Origin of the sequence: Corynebacterium nasorum (genome assembly GCF_032821635.1) — a bacterium.
GTDB classification, from domain to species: domain Bacteria; phylum Actinomycetota; class Actinomycetes; order Mycobacteriales; family Mycobacteriaceae; genus Corynebacterium; species Corynebacterium kefirresidentii.
In genome coordinates this window covers 27,322-49,696 of sequence record NZ_JAVBIE010000015.1, presented here as the reverse complement: position 1 = coordinate 49,696, position 22,375 = coordinate 27,322, and the positions used below count along the sequence as shown (strand labels likewise).

Here is a 22,375-nt window from a genome sequence, read left to right as displayed (position 1 = left end):
ACTTCCCGTTAACCTCTCATCGGCAGCTCGTACAAACTTACTCAACTCAAAGAACAAAATCAAATCATCGAACCAAGTCCGTACAAAATGTCACCATCAAGTAACCTCCCGGCTACCTCTCAGCGACTTCGATAAAGCTACACCCCACACCTAGAAACACACAAATCCCCTGGTAAATGGCCAATAACCGTTACCAAGGGATCATGTAGCTACCTTATTGACACGAAGCGTGACGGCATTAGGAAGGATTCACAACCCGTGCCCCAGCGAAGCGCTTCTTGCCCTTGCGCAATACCAGCCACGAGCCATGCAGGAGGTCTTGGGAAGACGGAGACCATTCGATGTCCTCGATGCGCTGGTTATTCACGTATGCACCGCCTTCACCCACAGTGCGGCGCGCGGCACCCTTCGATTTCTCCAATCCCGCACCTACCAATAGATCCAGGATCGTGGCATCCGAGCTGACTTCCGCTACCTCGGTCTCCTGCAATGCAGAAGACAGGGTGGCCTCGTCCAAATCCTGTAACTCCGCCTTACCGAACAAAGCTTGAGAGGCCAGCTCCACTGCTTCGGTGGCTTGTGCGCCGTGGACCAGTGTGGTCATTTCTCGCGCCAACACTCGCTGCGCCTCACGCTTGTAGGGTTCCTCCTCTACCTTGCGCTCCAGATCCGCGATCTCCTCCTGAGTCAAGAATGTAAACCAACGCAGGTAATCGATAACCACCGCGTCTCCAGCATTAATAAAGTACTGGTACCAGGAGTATGGGCTGGTCAGCTGCGGATCCAACCATAGCTTGCCGCCGCCGGTGGATTTGCCGAACTTATTACCCTCGGCGTCCGTCACCAGCGGTACCGTCAGGCCGTGGACTTTCGCACCATTCACGCGCCGGTTCAGATCCACACCGGAAACGATGTTGCCCCACTGGTCGCCACCGCCAATCTGCAGGACACAGTCGTACTCATTGTGCAGGTGCACAAAGTCGTTAGCCTGCAGCAGCATGTAGGAAAACTCGGTGTAGGAAATGCCATCGGACTCCAAGCGGCGCTTAACCGTATCGCGGTCCAGCATGGTATTCAGCGAGAAATTCTTACCGATATCGCGCAGGTACTCGATGACGTTGATCTGGCTAATCCAGTCCGCGTTGTTCACCATCACCGCTGGGCTTGAAACGTCACTCTCATCGGTGAAGTCCACGAAAGATTCAAGTTGTGTCTTGATCATCTGCATATTCTCTGCGATCTGCTCTTCCGTGAGCATAGAACGCTCCCCAACATCACGTGGGTCACCAATCATTCCCGTCGCACCGCCGGCCAGCGCGATTGGACGGTGGCCGAATTGCTGAAAGCGTTTCAGCATAATCAGTGGTACTAGGTGCCCAGCGTGCAGCGAGCTTCCCGTCGGATCGAAACCGCAGTACAAGCTGATCGGGTTCTCTGTGGCCTCTTTCAAAGCCTCCAAATCCGTGGACTGGTTAATGAGCCCGCGCCATTCCAGTTCGTCAACAATGTTCGTGTTGTTAGTCATACGTAGGTGCTCCCCTGTTCCCTAATTATCTAAGTGTCTGCTTTTCCAGAGCGTGTGGCTTTAGTTACTTGGACCCAATGGGCCAGTCCTTAGCCTCGTCCACCAGCAGGACCGGAATGCCGTCCTGCACCGGATAGGCCTTGTTCAGCCTAGGGTTAACCAAATAGTCGCCGTGATCCTCCAGCGGTTGCTTGTCGATCGGGCACGCGAGGATCTCTAGGAGCTTCTGATCAATCATGCTGTTAAGTCTAACCCGTGCCCCAGCCATCCCACCGAGTGACTCTCTGTAGTTGTTTACCGCTTTTCTACTTTGCTCATTGAGGCTGTCCAATCAACCGTCCGCCCTAGAACTTAACACGCGGGTGCTGTGCGTTACAGTAGGAAGTGCAACCGAACACGGGCGCTCGAGGTATCGAGCTGAGATCGCGCTGTAATCCCCGCGCGAGTACCGCTAGAACCTGCCTGGTTAGAACCAGCGAAGGAAGAATGAGGAGAGACTTTTATGACGGATCCGTCTACACAGCACACCCGCACTACCATCCCGAATGACGACTATGGTGCGGAAATCCACCCGAAGCACAGCTTCGCCCCCATCGAAAAGCAGGTGGAATCCTTCGGCAAGACCTTCACCCTACAGGTGCCGGAAACCGAAGTTCAGCTGGACGATTCCCCAACGGGCCCGAATCCACCGCAGAAGCTCTACCGCACTCGCGGCCCCTGGGCCGAACCGACCGAGGGCCTGGAGGCTTTGCGCAGTGAGTGGATCGAAGCCCGCGGTGATGTAGAAGCCTACGAGGGCAGGCGCCGCAACCTGTTGGATGACGGTAACCGCGCCCTCAAACGTGGCGAGGCCAGTGACGAATGGAAAGGCGCTAGCCGCCAGACGCTGCGGGCCAAGGAGGGCAAGCGCGTAACCCAGATGCACTACGCCCGCCAGGGTATTATCACCCCGGAGATGGAATACGTCGCACTGCGCGAACACTGCGACGTAGAAAAGGTGCGCGAGCAGGTTGCCTCCGGCAAGGCGATCATCCCGAACAACATCAACCACCCGGAATCTGAGCCGATGATCATCGGCAATGCCTTCAATACGAAGATCAACGCCAATATCGGTAACTCCGCGGTGAGCTCGTCCATCCGCGAAGAGGTAGACAAGCTGCGCTGGGCCACCCGCTGGGGTGCAGACACCGTAATGGACCTATCCACCGGTAACGACATTCACACCACTCGCGAGTGGATCATGCGCAACTCCCCGGTACCGATCGGTACCGTGCCGATTTACCAGGCACTCGAGAAAGTCGACGGCGTGGCCGAGGACCTGACCTGGGAAATCTTCCGCGATACCGTGATCGAACAATGCGAACAAGGTGTGGACTACATGACGATCCACGCCGGCGTACGCCTGCCCTTCGTGCCGCTGACCACCAAGCGCGTAACCGGCATCGTTTCCCGCGGCGGTTCCATCATGGCCGGCTGGTGCTTGGCTCATCACAAGGAGTCCTTCCTGTACGAGAACTTCGACGAGCTGTGCGAGATCTTCGCCAAGTACGACGTTGCGTTCTCTCTGGGCGACGGCCTGCGCCCAGGCTCCATCGCCGATGCCAACGACGCAGCCCAGTTCGCTGAGCTGAAGACCATCGGCGAGCTAACCCACCGCGCCTGGGAGTACGACGTTCAGGTCATGGTCGAAGGCCCAGGCCACGTGCCGCTTAACATGGTGCAGGTTAACAATGAAAAAGAGCAGGAATGGTGCGGCGGCGCACCGTTTTATACCCTGGGGCCGCTGGTCACCGATATTGCGCCTGGCTACGACCACATTACCTCCGCCATCGGTGCGGCCAATATCGCCATGGGAGGTACCGCAATGCTGTGCTACGTCACCCCGAAGGAGCACCTTGGCCTGCCGAACAAGGACGACGTGAAGACCGGTGTAATTACCTACAAGGTCTCCGCCCACGCCGCCGACGTCGCCAAGGGCCACCCTGGCGCCCACGAGTGGGACGATGCGATGAGCAAGGCGCGCTTCGAGTTCCGCTGGCACGATCAATTTGCCCTGTCCCTAGACCCGGATACTGCCCAGTCCTACCACGACGAAACTCTGCCCGCGGAGCCGGCAAAGACCGCTCACTTCTGCTCGATGTGTGGACCTAAGTTCTGCTCCATGCGGATCAGCCAGGACATCCGCGACGCATTCGGTGACAAGATCGATGAGGCTCTGGCCACCGACCAGAAGCAAACGCTAGTCAAGGACCTCGGCTTGCCAGGCTTCGGGCGCCAGAGTGTAGACGGAGAACGCGTCACTAATACCGAAGGCGAAGAAGAAATGGCCGAGGAGTTCCGCCGTGCGGGATCCAAGCTGTATCTAGACCGCAATGAGGCCAAGGAAGTGGCCGAGGATCTGGAGAAGGAAGCAGCGATCCCCAGTGAGCGCTAAGCCTCGCCCTGCTGCGCAGGGTAGCCACCTGGATCTGCGGTGCTACCACGTTACGGGAGCACCGCAGGAAAAGGTCGTCCAGGTTGCCGCGGCAGCGGCCGCCGGTGGTGCGGGCGTGATTCAAGTGCGCAGCAAGCCCATCAGCGTGCGCGATCTGACCGCCCTAGCTATCGACGTTGCCGCGGCAGTCGAGGAAGCCAATCCGGCAACGAAGGTGCTTATCGATGACCGAGTGGATGTAGCGGCCGCCCTAATGGATGATCACCACATCCACGGCGTACACATCGGCCAAGACGACTTGAACCCGCACCTGGCGCGGCAGATTCTTGGCGAGGATGCGATCATCGGGCTGACCACCGGAACCCTAGAGCTAGTGCAGGACGCTAACGAGTACGCAGATGTGATCGACTACATCGGTGCCGGTCCGTTCCGCCCCACCCCGACGAAAATCTCCGGCCGCACTCCGCTGGGGTTGGAAGGCTATCCCCCACTCGTGGCGGCCTCGGCCGTTCCGGTCGTGGCAATCGGTGATGTACAGGCCACCGATGCCGCAGCACTGGCCCAAACCGGTGTGTCTGGTGTGGCGATTGTGCGCGCCTTCATGGACTCCGATGATCCGACTACCTTGGCGACCACGGTTGTGCAAGCTTTCGATCGGGTGAACGGGAATGCAGCAATCGGTTCACATGAATAACACTGTTCTCAGCCCGGGCAACCACCCCGATAGTCAGAAGCTACGCGCGGAGCACGCCATCATTGGCGCGGGAATCATCGGGCTGGCCACGGCATTCGAATTGGTGGAAGCGGGCGTATCCCCACAAGAAATTGTCGTGGTCGATCCCCAGCCCATTAGCGGTGCCACGTTCGTGGCCGGTGGCATGCTGGCGCCGGTTGCGGAGGTGCAATACCGGCAAGAGCCGCTGTACCCGCTGATGGTGGCTTCGGGCGAGATGTTCCCCCACCTGCTGGCCAGGTTGGGTAAGAAAACTACCGCACCGACCGGGCACCGCAGTGAATCCACCCTGGTGGTGGGTGCCGACCGCGCCGATGGCGTCCATATCCGCGAGTTGCTGGCGCTGCAGCAAAGACACGGTATGGATGCCCAGGCGCTGACACTACGGCAAGCCCGAAGGCTAGAGCAGGGGCTAAGCCCCCAGTTGGCGGCGGCAGTGGAAATCCCGGGCGACCATCAGATCAACCCGCGCATGTTCAGCGCGTGCCTGTTGGACTACCTGCAGCAAGCCGGAGTTCGCTTCGTGGCGACGGCCGCAACGCGCATCAACGGGCACGATGTACAGCTCACCGATGGCCGAGTGGCCACCGGCGACACGGTCTATCTCTGCAACGGGCTAGGTGCCAAAGACGTAGACGGCTGGTTCGAGGGTGTCAATCCCCTAGCGCTACGGCCGGTGTACGGTGACATGCTGCGGCTGCGGGTCCCAGACGCGCTGGTGCACACCAGTGGCGAACCGCTTACCCGAGTGGTGCGCGCATTCGTGGAGGACCGGACGGTTTATGTCATCCCCCGTACCGATGGCACCATAGCCGTCGGTGCAACCAGCCGCGAAGACAACCGCAAAGGTCCTTCTGTAGACGGTGTGCACACGCTTCTTCGAGACGCCATCCGCGTGGTTCCTGGGCTAGAGGATTGCGAGTTCATCGAAGCCATCGTCGGCGCCCGGCCCGGCACACCAGATGATCTGCCCTACCTTGGCAAGGTGCGCGACGGGCTGGTGATCTCCACCGGCTACTTCCGCCACGGAATCCTGTTGTCCGCCTTTGGGGCTAAGGTAGGTGCCCAGTTGGGGTTGGGCACCTACCCCGCCAACGGGTTGGAGATAGACATCTCTGCCTGCGATCCACTACGCCACGCCCGATACAGCCCACCCCGATAGCCACAAAAGAAAGGAATAAGCACCATGGAATACACGCTTAATGGAAAGCGCCGCAGCAGCGAGGGGCATATCACCGTGGCTGCCGTCGTAAAAGCAGAGACCGGCGATGCCTCGCCGAAAGGCGTCGCCGTGGCCGTCAATGGCGACGTGATTCCGGCCAGCGACTGGTCTTATGAAGTTACCGACGGCGATGAAATGGATATCCTGATCGCCGTGCAGGGCGGTTAGGGCTTTACTCATGCTTTCTATCGCAGATAAACAATTCGATTCGCACCTAGTGATGGGAACCGGCGGGGCAAGTAGCCAGGCTATGTTGGAACAATCCTTAGTTGCCAGCGGTACACAGCTGACCACCGTTGCCATGCGTAGGCACAGTGCCACGAGCGCTAGCACCGGTGGGGAATCCATCTTCGAGCTCTTGCAGCGATTGGGCATTGACGTGCTGCCCAACACTGCTGGGTGCCGCACCGCTCGGGACGCAGTAACAACCGCCAAGCTAGCCCGCGAGGCGCTGGGCACCAATTGGGTGAAGGTGGAAGTTATCGCGGATGACCATACGCTTCTGCCCGACGTGGTAGAGCTCGTGGATGCCTGCGAGATGCTGGTTGCTGAAGGATTTGTGGTGCTGGCATATACCAGCGACGATCCGATCGTCGCCAAGCGTCTAGAAGACGTGGGCGTGGAAGCGGTGATGCCTTTAGGCTCGCCCATCGGCACGGGCCTAGGCATCCTGAACCCGCACAACATCGAGCTGATCTGTTCGCGCACCCATGTTCCCGTGCTGCTGGATGCTGGTGTGGGCACGGCCTCCGATGCTGCACTGGCCATGGAGCTGGGCTGCGATGGCGTGCTTTTAGCGAGTGCTATTAACCGCTGCCAGGACCCCATGGCGATGGCCACTGCAATGAAATACGCCGTGGAAGGTGGCCGGTTGGCCCGGCAAGCTGGCCGCATTCCGAAACGGCAGCACGCCGTGGCCTCGTCATCATTCGAGGGGTTGGCTAGCTGGGAAGACAAAGTCCTGTAATGAGCCCACTGCCCCGCGAAGAGTTGTACAGAGTAGCCCGCCAAACCCTATTGCCTGGCTTCGGCATCCCCCAGCAAGAGGCGCTGCACGGCACCCACGTGTTCGTCATCGGCGCTGGCGGATTGGGCTGCCCCCTGATGCAGCAGCTAGCTGCCGCCGGTGTTGGCGAAATCTCTGTGATCGATGACGACACGGTGGATCTCACTAACATCCACCGCCAGATCCTGTTCGGCACCCACGATGTGGGAAGGCCCAAGGTGGACGTCGCCGCCGAAAAGCTCCGGCAGCTGCAAACCGGCATCGTAGTACATGCGATTCGCGACCGTTTTACCGTCGACAATGCCGTGGGCTACCTTCGTGGGGTGGACATCCTAGTGGATGGTTCTGACACGTTTGCCACCAAGTTCCTAGCAGCGGATGCTGCGGAGATCACAGGCACCCCGCTGGTGTGGGGCTCGGTGCTTCGCTACCGGGGCGACTGCGCAGTGTGGTGGTCTGGGCCCGGCGCCGAGTCCGGCGTGGGAATGCGCGACCTCTATCCCCTGCAACCCGACCCAGATTCCGTGCCGGATTGCGCCACCGCCGGTGTGCTGGGCGTAACCACCAGCGTGGTCGCGGGCTTGATGTCCACCGAGCTAATCCAGTTCGCAACCGGCATGAACCACGACCGGGTGGGCTTGTTGAGCATCTACGATGCCCTGACCGCCTCCATCACTCACTTCCGCGTGCCCCACGACCCGGCACGCGAGCTAACCACACAGCTGCAGCAAGACTACGGTAGCGCAGCTTGTGCCGTGCCGGATGCCGATGCTGCCGCTGCCACTGCCCCCGAGATGTTCGAAGATCTGCGCTACGGTGCCGCGGCCATCGACGTGCGCGAGGCCGGGGAGGCTGCCATAGATGATTTCTTTTTTGCTGCCGGCACAGAGCATTACCATTTACCAACCTCCGTGTGGCAGGACGATCCAGAGGTGGCGCGCTGCCTGCTCGATTCCCTGCAGGCCGAAGGGCAGCGCAAAGCGTGGGTATACTGTGCTTCCGGCAAGCGATCGGCCAACTTCATCTCGACCTTCGCCGCGGATGCAAAACAGCGTGGTATTAATATGCTAAACGTCGCAGGCGGCATAACAAGCCAGCCCGCAGCGTTCCACGGAATACCTAAGCACTAGCTAGACAATGATGTCGATGACAAGGTGATTCGGGTTTTCCGGTAGGTCCACCTTGAACTTCGCGTTGGATTCATAAAAAGGTGCTGGGGAGTCACCTGTTTAGCACAGAGTATCCAGACTTTACATAGAATCCAGATTCAGGAGGGCCATTTCATCGCGTGGCCTACCAGAATTACTGGAACGTCATCTTCAATGGGATAGGCAATGCTAGGAACGCTCATTGACAAGGACTTGCTTATCTTCCGGATATATCAACAGGCCCTTGTCCTGCGGACGGACAAGTACCTCGAGCAACTTTGGGTCAAGACTCTTACATCTAATCCCAGCGGGTAGAGGGAGAAGTAAAATCCCTCTACCCCACCTTTGCTTTAAAGCAAGGACGGAACGTTAGCAACCAAGGAGAACAGATCCTTAGGATCGTCCGGGTTGGCAATGATGTCGATCTCGGACTCCAAGTCGGTTCCCTTGACGGAATCACGCAGGTAACGCAGCGCGGAGAAGTCGTTGATTGCGAATCCGACATCATCGAAGAGGGTGATCTGCTCATCGTCATCGCGGCCGGTGGCCTGGCCGGTGAGCACCTGGTAGAACTCGACAACCGGGAAGTCTTCGGGCTTCTGCTGAATTTCGCCCTCGATGCGAGTCTGCTCCGGGAACTCCACGAAGACCTTGGACTTGTCCAGAATGGAGCTTTCCAGCTCGGTCTTACCTGGGCAGTCACCGCCAACAGCGTTGAGGTGGACACCTGGGGCGACGTGGCGCTCGGCCAGAATCTGGTTTTGTGCCTTGTCTGCAGTGCAGGTGGTAATAATGTCTGCGCCAAGAACTGCCTCGTCGACGCTAGAGCAGGCAGTGATATTAAAGCCCAGTGGCTCCAGATTGCGCTTGAACTTCTCTACCGCCTCAGGGTCAATGTCATAAATAGTGATGTCCTCGATGCCCATCACGCCACGGAAGCCCAAGGCCTGGAATTCAGACTGGGATCCGGCACCGACCATGGCCATGCGCTTGGAGTCCTTGCGTGCTAGGTGCTTTGCCACCATGGCGGAGGTTGCGGCAGTACGCAGTGCGGTAAGCAGCGTCATCTCGGCTTCGAAGGTGGGGTAGCCATTGTCGACGTCGGCAAGCACGCCAAAGGCGGTAACGGTCTGGAAACCACGGGCCGGATTGGACGGGTGGCCGTTGACGTACTTGAAGGAGTACTCCTTACCGTTAGAGGTCGGCATGAGCTCGATGACACCGAATGGGGTGTGGGAGGCAACGCGCGGAATCTTGTCAAAGCGCTCCCACTCGCGGTAGTCAGCCTCGAGGTAATCCACCATTCCGGTAATGATGTTTTCAACGCCCTCGCGCTGAATCCAGCGCGCCATATTTTCTACGTCTACGAACTTAACAGCGTGGTTCATAAGAATTCCTTTCCTAGTTTTAATTCTTCGGGTGAAGGTCTGTTTGCGGTGCGGCCGGGAAGCTGGAGGTTGGCAGGTGCTTGGCCTTCCTCTCTTCCGCGATTGTACGAATACGGTCGCGCCATGCGTACCACATTGCCATAAAGACCGGAACGAGGAGCAGAGTGGAAGCAAGCGCATAGGTTCCGATTGGATAGTCAAAGGCCATCAGGATAATGACTAGGCCAATGAAGATGAGTACGGCCCAGTCGCCGCCTTGACCGAATGGTGATCGGTATCCCGGCCGCGTGTAGCGTCCACTCTTAGCCAGGTGTACAAACTTGAGGTGCGAGAGCGCAACTGCCGCCCAGGACGCCAATGTACCCAAGGCTGCCAGGTTGAGCACGATTTCAAACGCCATCTCCGGCACCACATAGTTGAGGAAGACGCCTACCAAGCCCACCATGGCCGCCATGACGATGCCGCCGTAGGGAACACCAGACTTGGACATGCGAGCGCCAAACTTCGGGCCGGAGCCGGAGGTGGACATGTTGTACATAATGCGGCCGGTGGAATACAGGCCAGCGTTGAGCGAGGAAATCGCAGCGGTGATAACGACAAGCTGGAAAATCGGAGCCGCCGCGCCAACGCCCAGGGACTCAAAGAAGGTCACGAACGGCGAAACATCTGCGACATAGTTAGTGTATGGCAACACCAAGGTCAGCAATAGCACGGAGCCGAAGTAGAAAATCAAGATGCGGAGCAGCACATTGTTGACTGCGCGCGGGATATGCTTTTCTACATTTTTAGTCTCACCGGAGGTGGTTCCAACAAGCTCGATGCCGGCGTAGGCAAAGACGACACCTTGGACAACGATGACGGCAGGCATGAGGCCATTGGGCAGCCAGCCACCGTTATCAGAAAAGAGGCTAAAGCCGGTGGGATCGCCGCTCGGGTGGCCAAGAATAAGGACACCGATGGCCACCAACATGAAGATGATCAACGCGACAATTTTGATGAGGGAGAACCAGTACTCCAGCTCGCCGAAGATCTTCACCGAGAGCATGTTGAATACAAGGATGCCGCAGATAACAACGAGGGCCAGTGCCCACTGCGGAACGGCGTCGAGCCACGACGTGTACTGGCTAAACCACTTGATGTAGATAGCTACGGCTGTGCCGTCCGCCACCAAGGTCATCGCCCAGTTTCCCCAGTACAACCAGCCTGTGACAAAAGCGGTCTTCTCACCGTAGAACTCACGGGCATAGGAGACGAAGGAACCGGAGCTGGGGCGATAGACAATGAGCTCGCCAAGAGAACGCAGGATGATATAGCCAAAGAAGCCACAAATAAGGTACAGCACCGCTAGGAACGGTCCGGCGTCTTGCAAGCGGCTACCGGTACCCAAAAGAAGACCGGTACCAATGGCAGAACCGATGGCGATCATCTGGAGCTGGCGATTGCCCATCCCCTTTTGCAGGCCGTGGTCTTCCGAAGCGTAGACCGCCTTCTCGTGCTCGTGCGGCCCCGCTGTGGGCGGCGGCGAATTTACTGTCATGGGAGAGATCGTCCTTTCATTGACATGAATGCGTCTGTTAGGTCACATTCTCTGCAAGGATAGTACCGCACCACATTGTAACCCACGTCACCGGCACCCCCATTGTGTTCAACAATGCAGTTGGGGGGTTGGGAATAGGGGCTAATCCCCTACCCCCACATCTAGGCATAAAAGAACCGCATGGCCTACGGCCATGCGGTATTCCGAGGGAAAACTAGTTAGCGCAGTGGAGTCTGCGCCCAGGTACGGGCAGCGGCGGCCCGTTCACGTACCTTTTCCCGTTGCTCAGCCACCCGAGCGCCGGCCGTGCCACCCTTGGTGTCACGAGAGGCAACTGCTCCATCGATGGTGAGCACTTCACGGACGCTTGGTTTTAGCCGCTTGTCGACGCCCGCTAGGTCCTCGTCGCTGAGGTCGATTAGGTCCACCCCACGTTCCTCAGCAATCCGTACGCAGGCGCCGGAGGCTTCGTGCGCTTCACGGAAAGGAACACCTTGGCGGACCATCCATTCAGCCAAATCGGTAGCCAGCGTAAACCCGCGCGGAGCCAACTCGCGCATGCGGTCCTCATGAAACGTCAGCGTCGATACAAGACCGGTCATCGCCGGTAGCAGCAGGTTAAGCTGTGTCACCGAGTCAACGATTGGCTCCTTGTCTTCCTGCAGGTCACGATTATAGGCCAGCGGCTGAGCCTTTAGCGTGGACAAAAGCCCAGTGAGATTGCCAATAAGGCGGCCAGTCTTGCCGCGGGTAAGTTCCGGCACGTCCGGATTCTTCTTCTGCGGCATGATGGACGAACCCGTCGACCAAGCATCATCAAGCGTGACATAGCCGTATTCCGGTGTGCACCAATAGATGATTTCTTCCGAGAGGCGGGACATATCCACCGCGATCTGCGCCAAAACGAAGGCAGTCTCGGATGCGAAGTCACGAGCCGCAGTGCCGTCCAAGGAGTTTTCAGCAGCGGAGTCGAACCCTAGCTCTTCTGCAATCGCCTCTGGGTCGAGCTGCAAAGATGAACCAGCAAGCGCGCCAGAGCCATAGGGAGACACGGCTAGACGCTTGTCCAAATCCTGCAGGCGCTCGATATCGCGCAGAAGCGGCTGCGCATGGCCCAAAAGTTCGTGAGCTAGCAGAATTGGTTGCGCGGCTTGCGAGTGAGTCTTGCCCGGCATGATGGCATCGGGATGGGATGCGGCTTGATCGGCCAAGGCATCCACCAAGTCACTCACCTGGGCGGCGGTATCACGTATGGCATCGCGTACCCACATGCGAAACAGCGTCGCTACCTGGTCATTACGCGAGCGGCCAGCACGCAGGCGGCCGCCTACTTCCGGCCCGACAATCTCAATGAGCCCGCGTTCCATCGCACCGTGGACATCCTCATCTGTCGGCGCCGGGCGGAATTCGCCAGAATCCACCTTCTCCCCTAGCTCGGTGAGACCGGCGAGCATGGTTTCCAGGTCGGCGTCGGATAGCAAGCCTGCCTTGTGCAGCACTTTCGCATGCGCCTTGGAGGCTAATACGTCATAAGGCGCGAGGACCCAGTCAAAGTGGGTGGATACAGAGAGGGCAAACATTGCCTCGGAGGGTCCGCCGGAAAAGCGGCCGCCCCACAGGGCACCCTCATTAGTCTTATGTGGTTCCATATGCTTCTACTTCTGGGCGCTGGTCGGGAAACCGCCGTCGCGGTCGCGCTGATTGGAAATTTGGGTAGACAGGCCGTGCAGCTGAACAAAGCCCTTTGCGGCGGTTTGGTCGAAGGAATCGCCGGTGTCATAGGTGGCAAGATCAAAGGAATACAGCGACTGGCCAGAGCGGCGCCCGGTCACCGTGGCGGTGCCGGCGTGCATACTTAGGCGAATATCGCCGGTAACGTTTTCCTGAGATTCCGCAATGAAAGCGTCCAGGGAACGCTTCAGCGGCGAATGCCAGAGGCCGTCGTAGACCTCCTCGGACCAACGAGCATCGGTGAGGCGCTTGTAGCGAGCCAACTCGCGCTCCACAGTGACATCCTCTAGCGCTTCGTGCGCTTGGATAAGGACCATTGCACCCGGAGCTTCGTAGACCTCACGGGACTTAATGCCCACCAAACGGTCCTCGACCATATCTAGGCGACCAATGCCCTGCGCACCTGCGCGGCGGTTGACCTCTTCAATGATCTGCAGCGGGGACATCTTTTGGCCATCTACCGCCACGGGGATGCCCTTTTCAAAGGAGAGGATGATTTCATCCGGGGCATTGCCCAGACCCGGATCCTCGGTGTAGGCGTATAGGTCCTTTGTCGGTGGATTCCACAGATCCTCTAGGAATCCAGTTTCGACGGCGCGGCCCCACAAATTCTGGTCGATAGAAAATGGCGAGGAGGCGGACTGCTCAATTGGCAGGTTGATCTCCTCCGCAAAGGCGATGGCCTTATCGCGGGTCCAAGCATAATCACGTGCAGGAGCGATAATTTCGAGAGAAGGATCCTGGGCACGGAAAGAGACCTCAAAGCGTACCTGGTCATTGCCCTTGCCGGTGCAACCGTGGGAGACGTGGGTGCCGCCAAATTCCTGGGCAGCCTTAACAAGGTGCTTGGTAATGAGCGGACGGGAAATGGCCGATACTAGCGGGTACTGCTTCATATACATGCCGTTTGCCTGAATGGTGGGAACGCAGTACTCCTCTGCGAACTCATCCTTGGCATCGATAACGATGGACTCTACGGCACCGCAGTCAAGTGCACGCTGGCGCACCGATTCCATATCCTCGCCACCTTGACCCAAGTCCAGGGAAACGGCAACAACATCGCCGCCGGTCATTTTTGCCAGATACGGAATAGCAACAGAAGTATCAAGGCCACCGGAGTAGGCCAAGACTACGCGTGCAGACATGGAAATCTCCTTAATCTATTGAAAAGAATTCATTTAGGTACATAATATACGAGCGTGTGATAAATTTCCACTCTCACCGTTTAAATATTCCGCGTGGTGAGCGTCACAGCCAGATCTGCGCCCGTAACCCCCTCGCGCGCCAAGACAAAAATGGTGTCATCACCGGCGATACAACCAATGACATCGTGCAGCCCTACCCTGTCAATAAAACTAGCCAGGTACTGGGCCGCGCCAGCTGGCGTGCGCAGCATCGCAATATTGCCGGAAGAATCATGGGATACCACCAATTCATCGAGCATGCGTCGCAGCTTTTCGCGGGGCCCTCCCACCTGATCTTCAAATTGCTCCAGCTCACCGCCGACCATGTAATAGGAACGGCCGCCATCACGCTTTACCTTCTTCGCTCCCAACTCATCCAAGTCACGGGACAAAGTGGCCTGCGTGATGTCAATGCCGTCTGCGAGAAGCAGCTCGGATAGCTGCACCTGGCTGGTGACGCGATTGCGGTCCAAAATCTCTAGAATCTTGGCCTGCCGAGCATTGCGGGTGGTCGGGGTGTTCATTACTTAGTTGATCTCCTTATTTATTTCGAGCAACCAGACGAGAAGCGCCTTCTGCGCATGCAGGCGATTTTCCGCTTCATCGAAGACTCGCGACTGCGGACCATCGATCACCTCAGTCGTGACCTCGTTTCCACGGTACGCCGGCAAACAATGTAAGAATATTGCATCCTTATGTGCTTTGCTCATTATGGTCGAATCAACCTGATAGGGCAGGAACGGCGTGCGCCTATCACGACCATCATTTTCCTGTCCCATAGAAACCCAGGTATCCGTAATCACGACGTCTGCGCCTTCTACTTCATTGGCATCATCAGTAATGGTGATATTGCCCCGCTGACGCGCGCGGTCGACGAATTCCTGGCGAGGCTGAAATCCCTCTGGCGCAATGATGGAGACGTCCATACCGGCCGTGGCAAAACCGATCATGTAGGAGTTGGCCATATTATTATCGCCATCGCCCAGGTAGACGGCCTTTTTACCCGGCAGATCACCTAGATTCTCGCGACAGGTCAGCAAATCAGCCAGGATCTGGCACGGATGTAGGTCATCAGAAAGTGCATTAATCAAAGGTACGGTAGCAGTCTCGGCCATCTGGAGCAGATTGTCGTGCGCAAACGTACGCCACACAATGGCCTCCACGTACCTTGAAAGCACCGCCGCCGTATCTTGAAAAGATTCCCCCTTGCCCATTTGGGTTGTAGAAGTATCGACGGTAATACCCCTGCCGCCCATATTCGCTACCGCGGTTTCAAAGGAAAAGCGGGTGCGCGTAGACGTTTTATCAAAGAGAACCGCCACGGTCTTGGGGCCTTCTAAGGGGCGCTCTGCAAAGGGCTCCTTCTTTAGCTTTTCAGCTAAATCTAAAACCGTCGCTTGTTCTTGTGGGCTGAGATCATCGTCAGCTAGGAAGTGCCGCAGGCTCATGCCAGTTCCTCCAATATGGTTCCGAGAGTTGATAGTGCTGTGTCGAGTTCATGCTGGGAAATAACCAAAGGTGGGGTTAGTCGAAGAACATTCTCGTTGGGAGCGTTGAGAATAAGCCCGTGTGCGAGCCCGTCCCGCACGGCCTGCTTAGCCACCGGTGCGCTTAATACAAGGCCCAGCATAAGACCTCGGCCGCGCGCACGATCTACAATTGATAATTTTTCACATTCTTGCCGCAGATAGTCCCCCTTGCGGGTCACCTCTGCGAGCAATTCCGCATCTACGGTGTCAAGAACTACGTTTGCCGCAGCGCACGCCACGGGGTTCCCGCCAAAGGTGGTGCCATGAGAGCCGGGCCCAAAAAGACCCCTGGCACGCCCTCGGGTAATCGTTGCGCCGATGGGTAGTCCGGCACCTAAGCCCTTCGCCATAGTGATAACGTCCGGTTGAATTCCTTCTACCTCGTGGGCAAAGAAGGTCCCGGTACGGCCTACGCCTGTTTGTACCTCGTCAACGATTAATAGGACTCCGTATTCATCGCACAGCTCGCTGACCTTTTTCATGAACCCCGCAGGGGCCGGAATGACGCCAGTTTCTCCCTGAATAGGTTCCAGGATTATGGCCGCAGTGTCCTGGGGATCTTGTTCCACCAGCTGACGCAGATACTCCACATCCCCGAACGGATAGAACTCCACTCCTCCCGGCAACGGGCGGAAAGAGCGCTGTTTATCGGGCTGACCGGTCAAGGCCAGCGCCCCCATGGTTCGTCCATGAAAGCCGTGCTCGGCAGCGAGGATTCGCCGGCGCCCGGTCAGGCGAGCAAGCTTAAATGCAGCCTCATTGGCTTCGGCGCCAGAGTTACAGAAGAACACTCGGGCGCTATCGTCTCCCACGCGCTCAATCAGCTTCGCTCCCGCATCCAGCACTGGCTGAGTGGCGAAGAGGTTCGAGGTATGCGCCAAAGTGCGCGCCTGGTGGAATACCGCCTGTGCTACGTGCTCATTGCCGTATCCCAAGGAATTAACCGCAATGCCTGCTAGTAGATCAATATAAGACTTACCTTGCTCATCGTTAATCGTTGCCCCTTGGCCGGAGACGAGACCTATGGACGGTGTGCCATAGGTATCAACGACCGTCTCCGTCCACCGCTGTGTCAAGCCCTGTGCCTTGTTCATGCTGCATCATCCTTCCTGAATATGGTCCCCTCGGGGTAGTCGTGTTGCTTATAATCATCTGGCAACACCATGGTTCCGACGCCACCCGGGGTTAAAAGCTCTAGCAGCACCGAGTGGCCAATCCGGCCGTCGATAACGTGCGCGGCCGATACCCCGCCTTCTACTGCCGTGAGGCAAGATTCCATCTTGGGAATCATGCCGGAGTCCAGTCGGGGAAGAAGCCTGGAAAGTTGACCACGGTCGATCTTGGACACGAGAGATTCGCGGTTTGGCCAGTCCGTGTATAGTCCTTCCACATTGGTGAGAATGACCAAACGCTCTGCCCCGATTGCGCTAGCCAAAGCCCCAGCCGCGCTATCGGCATTGATGTTATAAATTGCGCCTTCCTCTCCCGGTGCGATGGTCGAGACCACTGGGATGCGCCCAGCGTCGATAATGTCCATCACGGCCGTTGGATTGACTTCTACGATATCTCCGACCATCCCGAGATCGGTAGGTTTCCCATCGACTTCCACCAACCTTTTGGTGGCCCGGAATAGTCCCGCGTCTTCGCCAGAGGTCCCCACCGCATATGGGCCGTGCGAATTGATGAGGTTGACTAGCCCGCGGCCTACCTGCCCAAAAAGCACCATGCGAACTACTTCCATGATCTCCGGAGAGGTCACGCGAAAGCCGCCTCGAAACTCCCCTTCTATACCAAGCTTGTGGAGCATGGAATTGATCTGTGGGCCACCACCATGCACCACCACCGGCTTAACGCCCACGGTGCGCAAAAAGACCATGTCCGCGGCAAAGGCAGCTTTAAGTTCTTCGTCCACCATGGCATTGCCGCCGTATTTCACCACTACAATGGTGTCCCGATAATGTTGAAGCCACGGGAGGGCATCCGCTAGGACGGTGGCGCGCTCTTGATCACTTAGCCCACTAAACATTTTCATCTCCTCCCTAGGAGCTATACGCCGAATTGATTTCCACGTAGGCGTGAGAGAGATCCGTGGTCCGCACGAACGCAGACCCAGTACCTCCCGTTCCAAGGTCCACGTAGACATCGATATCAGTTCCGCTCAGGTCCACCTCGCGCGCGCCGGGTACACCCGTCGAGGCACGACACACCGGCTGGCCATTGAAATAGACCGAGATATTTTCCGGGTCCATTTCTGCATCTGCCATCCCCACCGCCGCAAGGACGCGCCCCCAGTTCGGATCGGAGCCGAACATGGCGCACTTGAACAGGTTGTCGCGGCCCAAGGTGCGCGCGGCGTTAAGGGCCTGGTAGTCGGTGGCAGTGCCTTCCACAGTGATCTTGACGCGCTTGGTTACACCTTCTGCATCTGCTTGCAATTGGTCCGCAATGTCTGAGCAAACCGCCAGCACCGCCGTTTCAAGCTCTTCTTGGCTGGGCGAAACACCCGAGGTCCCGGAGGCCATGAGGATCACCGTGTCATTAGTAGAAGTTGATCCATCTACGTCGAGAGTGTTGAAGGTCTGCGACACGGCCTTGTCCAGGGCGCTCTGGAGGGCAGCGGCGCTTGCGGCGGCGTCGGTAGTAAGGCACACCAACATCGTCGCCAGCGAGGGAGCCATCATGCCCACCCCCTTGCCCATGGCCCCAACGGACCAGCCGGCCCCAACATAGGCGGCTTCCTTAGTTACGGTATCGGTGGTCAAAATAGCCTCGGCCGCTGCGTGAGCATGATCCGCGCTGCCGCCTAGGGCCTTCACCACAGCGCCTGCACCAGCCAACGCTTTTTCCATAGGCAAAGGCTCTCCTATAAGCCCGGTCGAACAGGCGGCAATATTTCCTTCTGGAAGGGCCAAGGAGTGGGCAACCTCGGCTACCAGCGCGGAGGCATCCGCATCACCCTGCGGGCCATTGCACGCATTGGCGTTTCCAGAGTTAAAGACAATAGCGGCAAGCTGGCCATCGGCCACCGCCTTGCGGGAGAGTTTCACCGGCGAGGCCACAACACGGTTACGGGTAAATACCGCCGCCGCATCATAGCGTGGTCCATCATTGACAACTAATGCCATATCGGGTTTGCCTGAGGGTTTAATCCCCGCTGTGGTGGCGCCAGCGCTAAAGCCGGCCGGGCCAGTAATTCCTGCTGCAGTCATAATTTTCTCCTAGTTTTTATGGGGCCACGGCCGCTTGCGGTAAGCCCAAGGTTTCATCCCAGCCGAGTATTAGGTTCATACATTGCACGGCGGCGCCGGCTGTTCCTTTGCACAGGTTGTCCAGTGCTGCGGTAACCACGAGGCGTCGGGCGCGTTCATCCACATGGGCTTGGAGGTGAACCATATTGGTACCTACAACGTTTTGGGTCTCGGGCTGCTGACCGGCGGGAAGCACGTGACAGAAGGGCTCTTGGGCATAAAACTCACCGAATGCAGTCTCTACTTCCCGCTTGCCGACGTCCTCTTTCATCCCCGCCGTTATGGTCGCCAAGATGCCTCGGGTTAAGGGAGCTAGAACCGGGGTGAAGCTGACGTCAATTTTTTCCTGCGCAAACGGCTGCAGATTTTGCACGATTTCCGGGGTATGTCGGTGCATGCCGCCGGGCTTATATGCCTTCAGGTTTCCCATGGTTTCCGCGCCGAGTTGTGCCACGGAGGCCTTCTTCCCGGCTCCGGAAACACCGGTAATAGCAATCACCGAGAGGCTCGGCTTAATGAGAGTTCGTGGGCAACTGCCGGCAAACCTGCGAGGGTTACCGCCGTGGGAAAACACCCCGGCACAGCTACCCGGTTGGCATGGCGCAGCACTTCCCTATTGCCTGGAATCTCGGGAATTCCATAAGGCCAATGCCCGGCGTACTCTCCGCCATAAAAGGCGTCCCAGTCCGTCTTATTGCGAAGGCGAAAATCGGCCGCACAATCGATCACTGTGGTCTGCGGCCCCACGTGCTGAGCAATCGCCGCAGAATGACCGTGTGGAAGGCCCAAAAATACAATGTCGTGCCCGCGAAGATTTTCAGCGGTCGTGCCCACAATGACACGGTCTGCCAGCTGCGGGAGGTGCGGCATAAGCTCAGCGACCTTCTTCCCTGCGGTGGAATGGGCAGTTAGCGCCCCAATGCGTAGTTCGCCGCCAAGATACGCCGGGTGCGACAGCAGCAGGCGAAGGATTTCGCTTCCCGCGTACCCGGTCACACCTGCTATTCCTACTGAAATCGTCATAGAAGGGACTATAGCAATAAATACACCCAACCGTATGTTATTCAGTCAGATTGTCCGATTCCGCAGGTAAATGAACGTCGAGTAATGAAAATAATGTATGAAAAAAGGGGGGCGGTGAGTTAAATCTCACCGCCCCCTGAGCAGGGTTTAACTACGCGCGCATTTCTGCGCCCAGGCGCTGCTTAGCCAATTCCGCCGCCGCCATGCGGTGCTCGTTGACTTCGTCATCCGTCAACGTGCGGTCCGCGGCGCGGAATAGAAGCTGGAAGGCCAAGGACTTCTTGCCATCTCCTAGCTGCTCACCACGGAAAATATCGAAGAGTTCGACGGACTCGATGAGCTCTCCTGCTCCCTCTTCCACGATGGCGCGCACACGCTCGGCGGGTACGTCTTCATCCACTACCAAGGCAATGTCTTGGTGCAATGCGGGGAACGAGGACAACACCGGTGCGGGGAACTTTTCTTCCAACGGCATGGCGTTAATGTCCAGCTCCATAGCGCACGTACGCGCAGGTAGGTTCAGGGCCTCCAAGACCTGCGGGTGCAGCTCACCAGCATGGCCCAGTACTACGTCGGTGCCAGCCACCTTCACGGCCGCGCAGCGGCCAGGATGCCACGGCAGAACCTGTGCTGCCTCCAGCTCAATATCCACACCAGCGGCGCGAGCGACCTGACGGGCGGATTCGATAGCATCGGCGTAGGTATATGCACGGCCCTCGCCCCACGGGCCTTCATGTTCAATATTGCCCGTAGCCACCGTAGCAACGTGAAGCGGCTGCTCAGGCAGGGTATCAAGGAGCTGAGAAACCACCTCTGCAGAAGGTCGCTGTTCTACGGAAGGCATAGGGGATGCCTCGGCGCGCTTGAACGCCACCTGCTGCAGCCCGTACAGGGCGAGGTCGCTGCGGCCACGAGCCACATTGCGGGCGATGGCCTCCAAGATGTTCGGCAGCAGCGTCGTAGACAAGATGGCCTTATCCGCCTCAAGCGGATTTTGCACTTCTACGGTGCGGCGACGAGCATCATCTTTGTCGAGGCACCACACATCAAACGTATTATTTGCCACGAATGGTGCAGGCAATACCTCGGCATAGCCGGCATAGGCAAGACCATGCCCGATAGCCCGACGACGCTTCTGCGCAGGGGTTAGCCCGCGGCCACCGGCCGGGGTAGGCAGCACGGCCGGAATATCCTCCAAGCCCTCAAGGCGCAGAATCTCCTCGACGAGGTCAACATCCATTGCAATATCAGTGCGCCAGGTTGCTGGTGTTACCTGCAGTTGCTCACCTTCATCCGCGACGGTGCAGCCGACTTCTTCCAGACGGGAAATAACGGTCTCACGGGAGTAGTCAACGCCGGCATATTCACTGGCCTTTGCGGTGCGCAGAGCAATGGGCTCGCGCTTGGCGACGTCCCCGATAAGCGTACGACCCTTTTCAATGGTGCCGCCTGCTAGCTGCTGGAGCAGCGCACATGCGGTGTCTAGGGCGACCTCTACGATCGCCGGATCTACGCCACGCTCAAACCGGCGAGAGGATTCGGAAGACAACTTATGGCGGCGAGAGGTACGCGCGACGGTAATCGGATCCCAAATAGCAGATTCGAAGACAACGTCTGTGGTTTCCGCCGAGATTTCAGAGGTAGTCCCGCCCATCACGCCGGCCAAGGACTGGATGCCATTGTCATCACGGATGACCACGTCTTCTGCAGAAAGTTCTCGCTTTACATGATCCAGAGTCTCAAACTTCTCCCCCTCCGCTGCGTTACGGACAACGAGGTTCCCCTGAATCACGTTGGCGTCAAAGGCATGCATGGGTGCGCCCAAAAGCAGCATCACATAGTTAGTAATGTCCGTTGGCAGATTGACGCTGCGTTGGCCGCAGAGCATTAGCTCGCGCTCCAGCCAAAACGGGGTGCGTGCCTGCGGGTCGATGCCGCTGACCTTGCGGAGGCCAAAGCGCTGTGCCTTGGTTTCGGGGGCCACAGTGACGTCGATAAGCGAGCCCTGCGCCTCCGGCACAGCGGAGGTATCTATGCCAGCCGCGGAAGGATCCTGGGCAATATCGGCAAACTCCAGATCAAAAGCGGAGGCAATCTCGCGGCTCAAACCGCGTGCGGAAAGTGCATAACCACGATCTGGGGTGATGTTTACGTCAAAGTCGGTATCGTGCAAGCCGATAATCGGGCGCGCATCCTCGCCCACCTTATCGGCGACTTCATCGCCTAAGACGATGATGCCGTTGGCTTGCGCGCCCAAGCCGAGTTCAGCGCCGGAGCACATCATGCCGTTTGAAATATGATCGTAGGTCTCGCGCGCCGCGATCTTGAAGCCACCAGGAAGCTCCGAGCCGGGAAGCGCGACAACAACATAGTCATTCAGGCGAAAATTGCGAGCGCCACAAATGATGCCCTGCAGCTCGCCCGTGCCATTAGCCTGGCCTACATTAACCTGGCAGTAGCGAATGGGCTTTTTAAACTGAGTGAGCTCTTCAATCTCTACGACCTGGCCAATAACCAGAGGCCCCGTGCTCTCTGGAACAGCTGCGTATCCCTCGGTCTCAAAACCTACGCGCACGAATCCAGAATCCATATCGGCAGCGGAAACGCTCCAACCGGGGTTCTTAGCACCGAGGATGCGGGTAACCCAGTCTTGGGAAATAAGCATTA

Annotated in this window: 18 protein-coding genes and 2 pseudogenes; 6 read left to right on the top strand and 14 right to left on the bottom strand. The window is 57.9% G+C overall.

Features of this window, described 5'->3' with window-relative positions; genetic code table 11:
* Positions 1-238 precede the first annotated feature (238 nt).
* The gene (gene tyrS, locus RAE07_RS10980) at positions 239-1,525 is read right to left on the bottom strand and encodes a tyrosine--tRNA ligase (RefSeq protein ID WP_023021619.1); all 1,287 of its coding nucleotides are present in this window, start codon (positions 1,523-1,525) and stop codon (positions 239-241) included.
* Between the two features lie 64 nt (positions 1,526-1,589).
* Positions 1,590-1,763: a Trm112 family protein gene (locus tag RAE07_RS10975; protein WP_034656461.1), complete on the bottom strand. Its 174-nt coding sequence runs from the start codon at positions 1,761-1,763 to the stop codon at positions 1,590-1,592.
* A 264-nt stretch (positions 1,764-2,027) separates the two neighbouring features.
* Between RAE07_RS10975 and thiC the strand changes: the two genes are divergently transcribed.
* From thiC to RAE07_RS10945, 6 genes are read left to right on the top strand one after another with little or no spacing between them, the layout of a single operon-like run.
* Entirely contained in the window at positions 2,028-3,959 is a 1,932-nt protein-coding gene (thiC, locus tag RAE07_RS10970; RefSeq protein ID WP_023021621.1) for a phosphomethylpyrimidine synthase ThiC, read from the top strand.
* A gap of 28 nt (positions 3,960-3,987) precedes the next feature.
* Positions 3,988-4,653, top strand: a complete 666-nt coding sequence (locus RAE07_RS10965) for a thiamine phosphate synthase (RefSeq protein ID WP_034656487.1) — start codon at positions 3,988-3,990, stop codon at positions 4,651-4,653.
* Positions 4,646-5,854, top strand: a complete 1,209-nt coding sequence (gene thiO, locus RAE07_RS10960) for a glycine oxidase ThiO (protein ID WP_316328573.1) — start codon at positions 4,646-4,648, stop codon at positions 5,852-5,854. The genes RAE07_RS10965 and thiO overlap by 8 nt, the downstream gene beginning before the upstream one ends.
* 24 nt (positions 5,855-5,878) lie before the next feature.
* On the top strand, positions 5,879-6,082 hold the full coding sequence (gene thiS / locus RAE07_RS10955) for a sulfur carrier protein ThiS (protein ID WP_200287553.1): 204 nt from the start codon (positions 5,879-5,881) through the stop codon (positions 6,080-6,082).
* A gap of 10 nt (positions 6,083-6,092) precedes the next feature.
* Positions 6,093-6,881, top strand: coding sequence for a thiazole synthase (locus RAE07_RS10950; RefSeq protein WP_023021625.1), 789 nt, complete (start codon positions 6,093-6,095; stop codon positions 6,879-6,881).
* Positions 6,881-8,050 (top strand): ThiF family adenylyltransferase, encoded by a 1,170-nt coding sequence (locus RAE07_RS10945; protein WP_316328572.1) that lies wholly within the window; start codon positions 6,881-6,883, stop codon positions 8,048-8,050. The genes RAE07_RS10950 and RAE07_RS10945 overlap by 1 nt, the downstream gene beginning before the upstream one ends.
* Before the next feature lie 137 nt (positions 8,051-8,187).
* Here the strand turns inward: RAE07_RS10945 and RAE07_RS10940 are convergent.
* The 12 genes and pseudogenes from RAE07_RS10940 to pheT all read right to left on the bottom strand — a co-directional run bounded on the left by RAE07_RS10940 (position 8,188) and on the right by pheT (position 22,373).
* Positions 8,188-8,371: pseudogene (locus RAE07_RS10940) on the bottom strand (Trm112 family protein).
* 47 nt (positions 8,372-8,418) lie between these two features.
* The gene (gene ocd / locus RAE07_RS10935) at positions 8,419-9,456 is read right to left on the bottom strand and encodes an ornithine cyclodeaminase (protein ID WP_005323253.1); all 1,038 of its coding nucleotides are present in this window, start codon (positions 9,454-9,456) and stop codon (positions 8,419-8,421) included.
* Positions 9,457-9,475: 19 nt separating this feature from the next.
* Positions 9,476-10,993 (bottom strand): amino acid permease, encoded by a 1,518-nt coding sequence (locus tag RAE07_RS10930; protein ID WP_200287555.1) that lies wholly within the window; start codon positions 10,991-10,993, stop codon positions 9,476-9,478.
* Between the two features lie 218 nt (positions 10,994-11,211).
* Positions 11,212-12,642: an argininosuccinate lyase gene (gene argH, locus RAE07_RS10925; RefSeq protein ID WP_316328570.1), complete on the bottom strand. Its 1,431-nt coding sequence runs from the start codon at positions 12,640-12,642 to the stop codon at positions 11,212-11,214.
* 6 nt (positions 12,643-12,648) lie between these two features.
* Complete coding sequence (locus tag RAE07_RS10920) at positions 12,649-13,869, bottom strand: argininosuccinate synthase (RefSeq protein WP_023021630.1); 1,221 nt, start codon at positions 13,867-13,869, stop codon at positions 12,649-12,651.
* Between the two features lie 80 nt (positions 13,870-13,949).
* The gene (locus RAE07_RS10915; protein WP_023021631.1) at positions 13,950-14,432 is read right to left on the bottom strand and encodes an arginine repressor; all 483 of its coding nucleotides are present in this window, start codon (positions 14,430-14,432) and stop codon (positions 13,950-13,952) included.
* A gap of 3 nt (positions 14,433-14,435) precedes the next feature.
* Positions 14,436-15,356: an ornithine carbamoyltransferase gene (argF, locus tag RAE07_RS10910; RefSeq protein WP_316328569.1), complete on the bottom strand. Its 921-nt coding sequence runs from the start codon at positions 15,354-15,356 to the stop codon at positions 14,436-14,438.
* Positions 15,353-16,531, bottom strand: a complete 1,179-nt coding sequence (locus RAE07_RS10905; RefSeq protein WP_316328568.1) for an acetylornithine transaminase — start codon at positions 16,529-16,531, stop codon at positions 15,353-15,355. Before RAE07_RS10905 ends, argF begins: the two co-directional genes overlap by 4 nt.
* Positions 16,528-17,463: an acetylglutamate kinase gene (gene argB / locus RAE07_RS10900; RefSeq protein WP_316328567.1), complete on the bottom strand. Its 936-nt coding sequence runs from the start codon at positions 17,461-17,463 to the stop codon at positions 16,528-16,530. The genes RAE07_RS10905 and argB overlap by 4 nt, the downstream gene beginning before the upstream one ends.
* 13 nt (positions 17,464-17,476) lie before the next feature.
* Positions 17,477-18,646, bottom strand: a complete 1,170-nt coding sequence (gene argJ / locus RAE07_RS10895; protein WP_316328566.1) for a bifunctional glutamate N-acetyltransferase/amino-acid acetyltransferase ArgJ — start codon at positions 18,644-18,646, stop codon at positions 17,477-17,479.
* Between the two features lie 16 nt (positions 18,647-18,662).
* Positions 18,663-19,708 (bottom strand): annotated as a pseudogene (gene argC / locus RAE07_RS10890) (N-acetyl-gamma-glutamyl-phosphate reductase).
* Between the two features lie 151 nt (positions 19,709-19,859).
* Entirely contained in the window at positions 19,860-22,373 is a 2,514-nt protein-coding gene (gene pheT / locus RAE07_RS10885; protein WP_317001807.1) for a phenylalanine--tRNA ligase subunit beta, read from the bottom strand.
* Between the last annotated feature and the right edge of the window lie 2 nt (positions 22,374-22,375).

Excerpts from the sequence above, each read along its gene's own strand:
- tyrS (WP_023021619.1), bottom strand. The coding sequence starts at position 1,525 with ATGACTAACAACACGAACATTGTTGACGAACTGGAATGGCGCGGGCTC.
- RAE07_RS10975 (WP_034656461.1), bottom strand. The coding sequence starts at position 1,763 with ATGATTGATCAGAAGCTCCTAGAGATCCTCGCGTGCCCGATCGACAAG.
- thiC (WP_023021621.1), top strand. The coding sequence starts at position 2,028 with ATGACGGATCCGTCTACACAGCACACCCGCACTACCATCCCGAATGAC.
- thiO (WP_316328573.1), top strand. The coding sequence starts at position 4,646 with ATGAATAACACTGTTCTCAGCCCGGGCAACCACCCCGATAGTCAGAAG.
- thiS (WP_200287553.1), top strand. The coding sequence starts at position 5,879 with ATGGAATACACGCTTAATGGAAAGCGCCGCAGCAGCGAGGGGCATATC.
- RAE07_RS10950 (WP_023021625.1), top strand. The coding sequence starts at position 6,093 with ATGCTTTCTATCGCAGATAAACAATTCGATTCGCACCTAGTGATGGGA.
- RAE07_RS10945 (WP_316328572.1), top strand. The coding sequence starts at position 6,881 with ATGAGCCCACTGCCCCGCGAAGAGTTGTACAGAGTAGCCCGCCAAACC.
- ocd (WP_005323253.1), bottom strand. The coding sequence starts at position 9,456 with ATGAACCACGCTGTTAAGTTCGTAGACGTAGAAAATATGGCGCGCTGG.
- RAE07_RS10930 (WP_200287555.1), bottom strand. The coding sequence starts at position 10,993 with ATGACAGTAAATTCGCCGCCGCCCACAGCGGGGCCGCACGAGCACGAG.
- argH (WP_316328570.1), bottom strand. The coding sequence starts at position 12,642 with ATGGAACCACATAAGACTAATGAGGGTGCCCTGTGGGGCGGCCGCTTT.
- RAE07_RS10920 (WP_023021630.1), bottom strand. The coding sequence starts at position 13,869 with ATGTCTGCACGCGTAGTCTTGGCCTACTCCGGTGGCCTTGATACTTCT.
- RAE07_RS10915 (WP_023021631.1), bottom strand. The coding sequence starts at position 14,432 with ATGAACACCCCGACCACCCGCAATGCTCGGCAGGCCAAGATTCTAGAG.
- argF (WP_316328569.1), bottom strand. The coding sequence starts at position 15,356 with ATGAGCCTGCGGCACTTCCTAGCTGACGATGATCTCAGCCCACAAGAA.
- RAE07_RS10905 (WP_316328568.1), bottom strand. The coding sequence starts at position 16,531 with ATGAACAAGGCACAGGGCTTGACACAGCGGTGGACGGAGACGGTCGTT.
- argB (WP_316328567.1), bottom strand. The coding sequence starts at position 17,463 with ATGTTTAGTGGGCTAAGTGATCAAGAGCGCGCCACCGTCCTAGCGGAT.
- argJ (WP_316328566.1), bottom strand. The coding sequence starts at position 18,646 with ATGACTGCAGCAGGAATTACTGGCCCGGCCGGCTTTAGCGCTGGCGCC.
- pheT (WP_317001807.1), bottom strand. The coding sequence starts at position 22,373 with ATGCTTATTTCCCAAGACTGGGTTACCCGCATCCTCGGTGCTAAGAAC.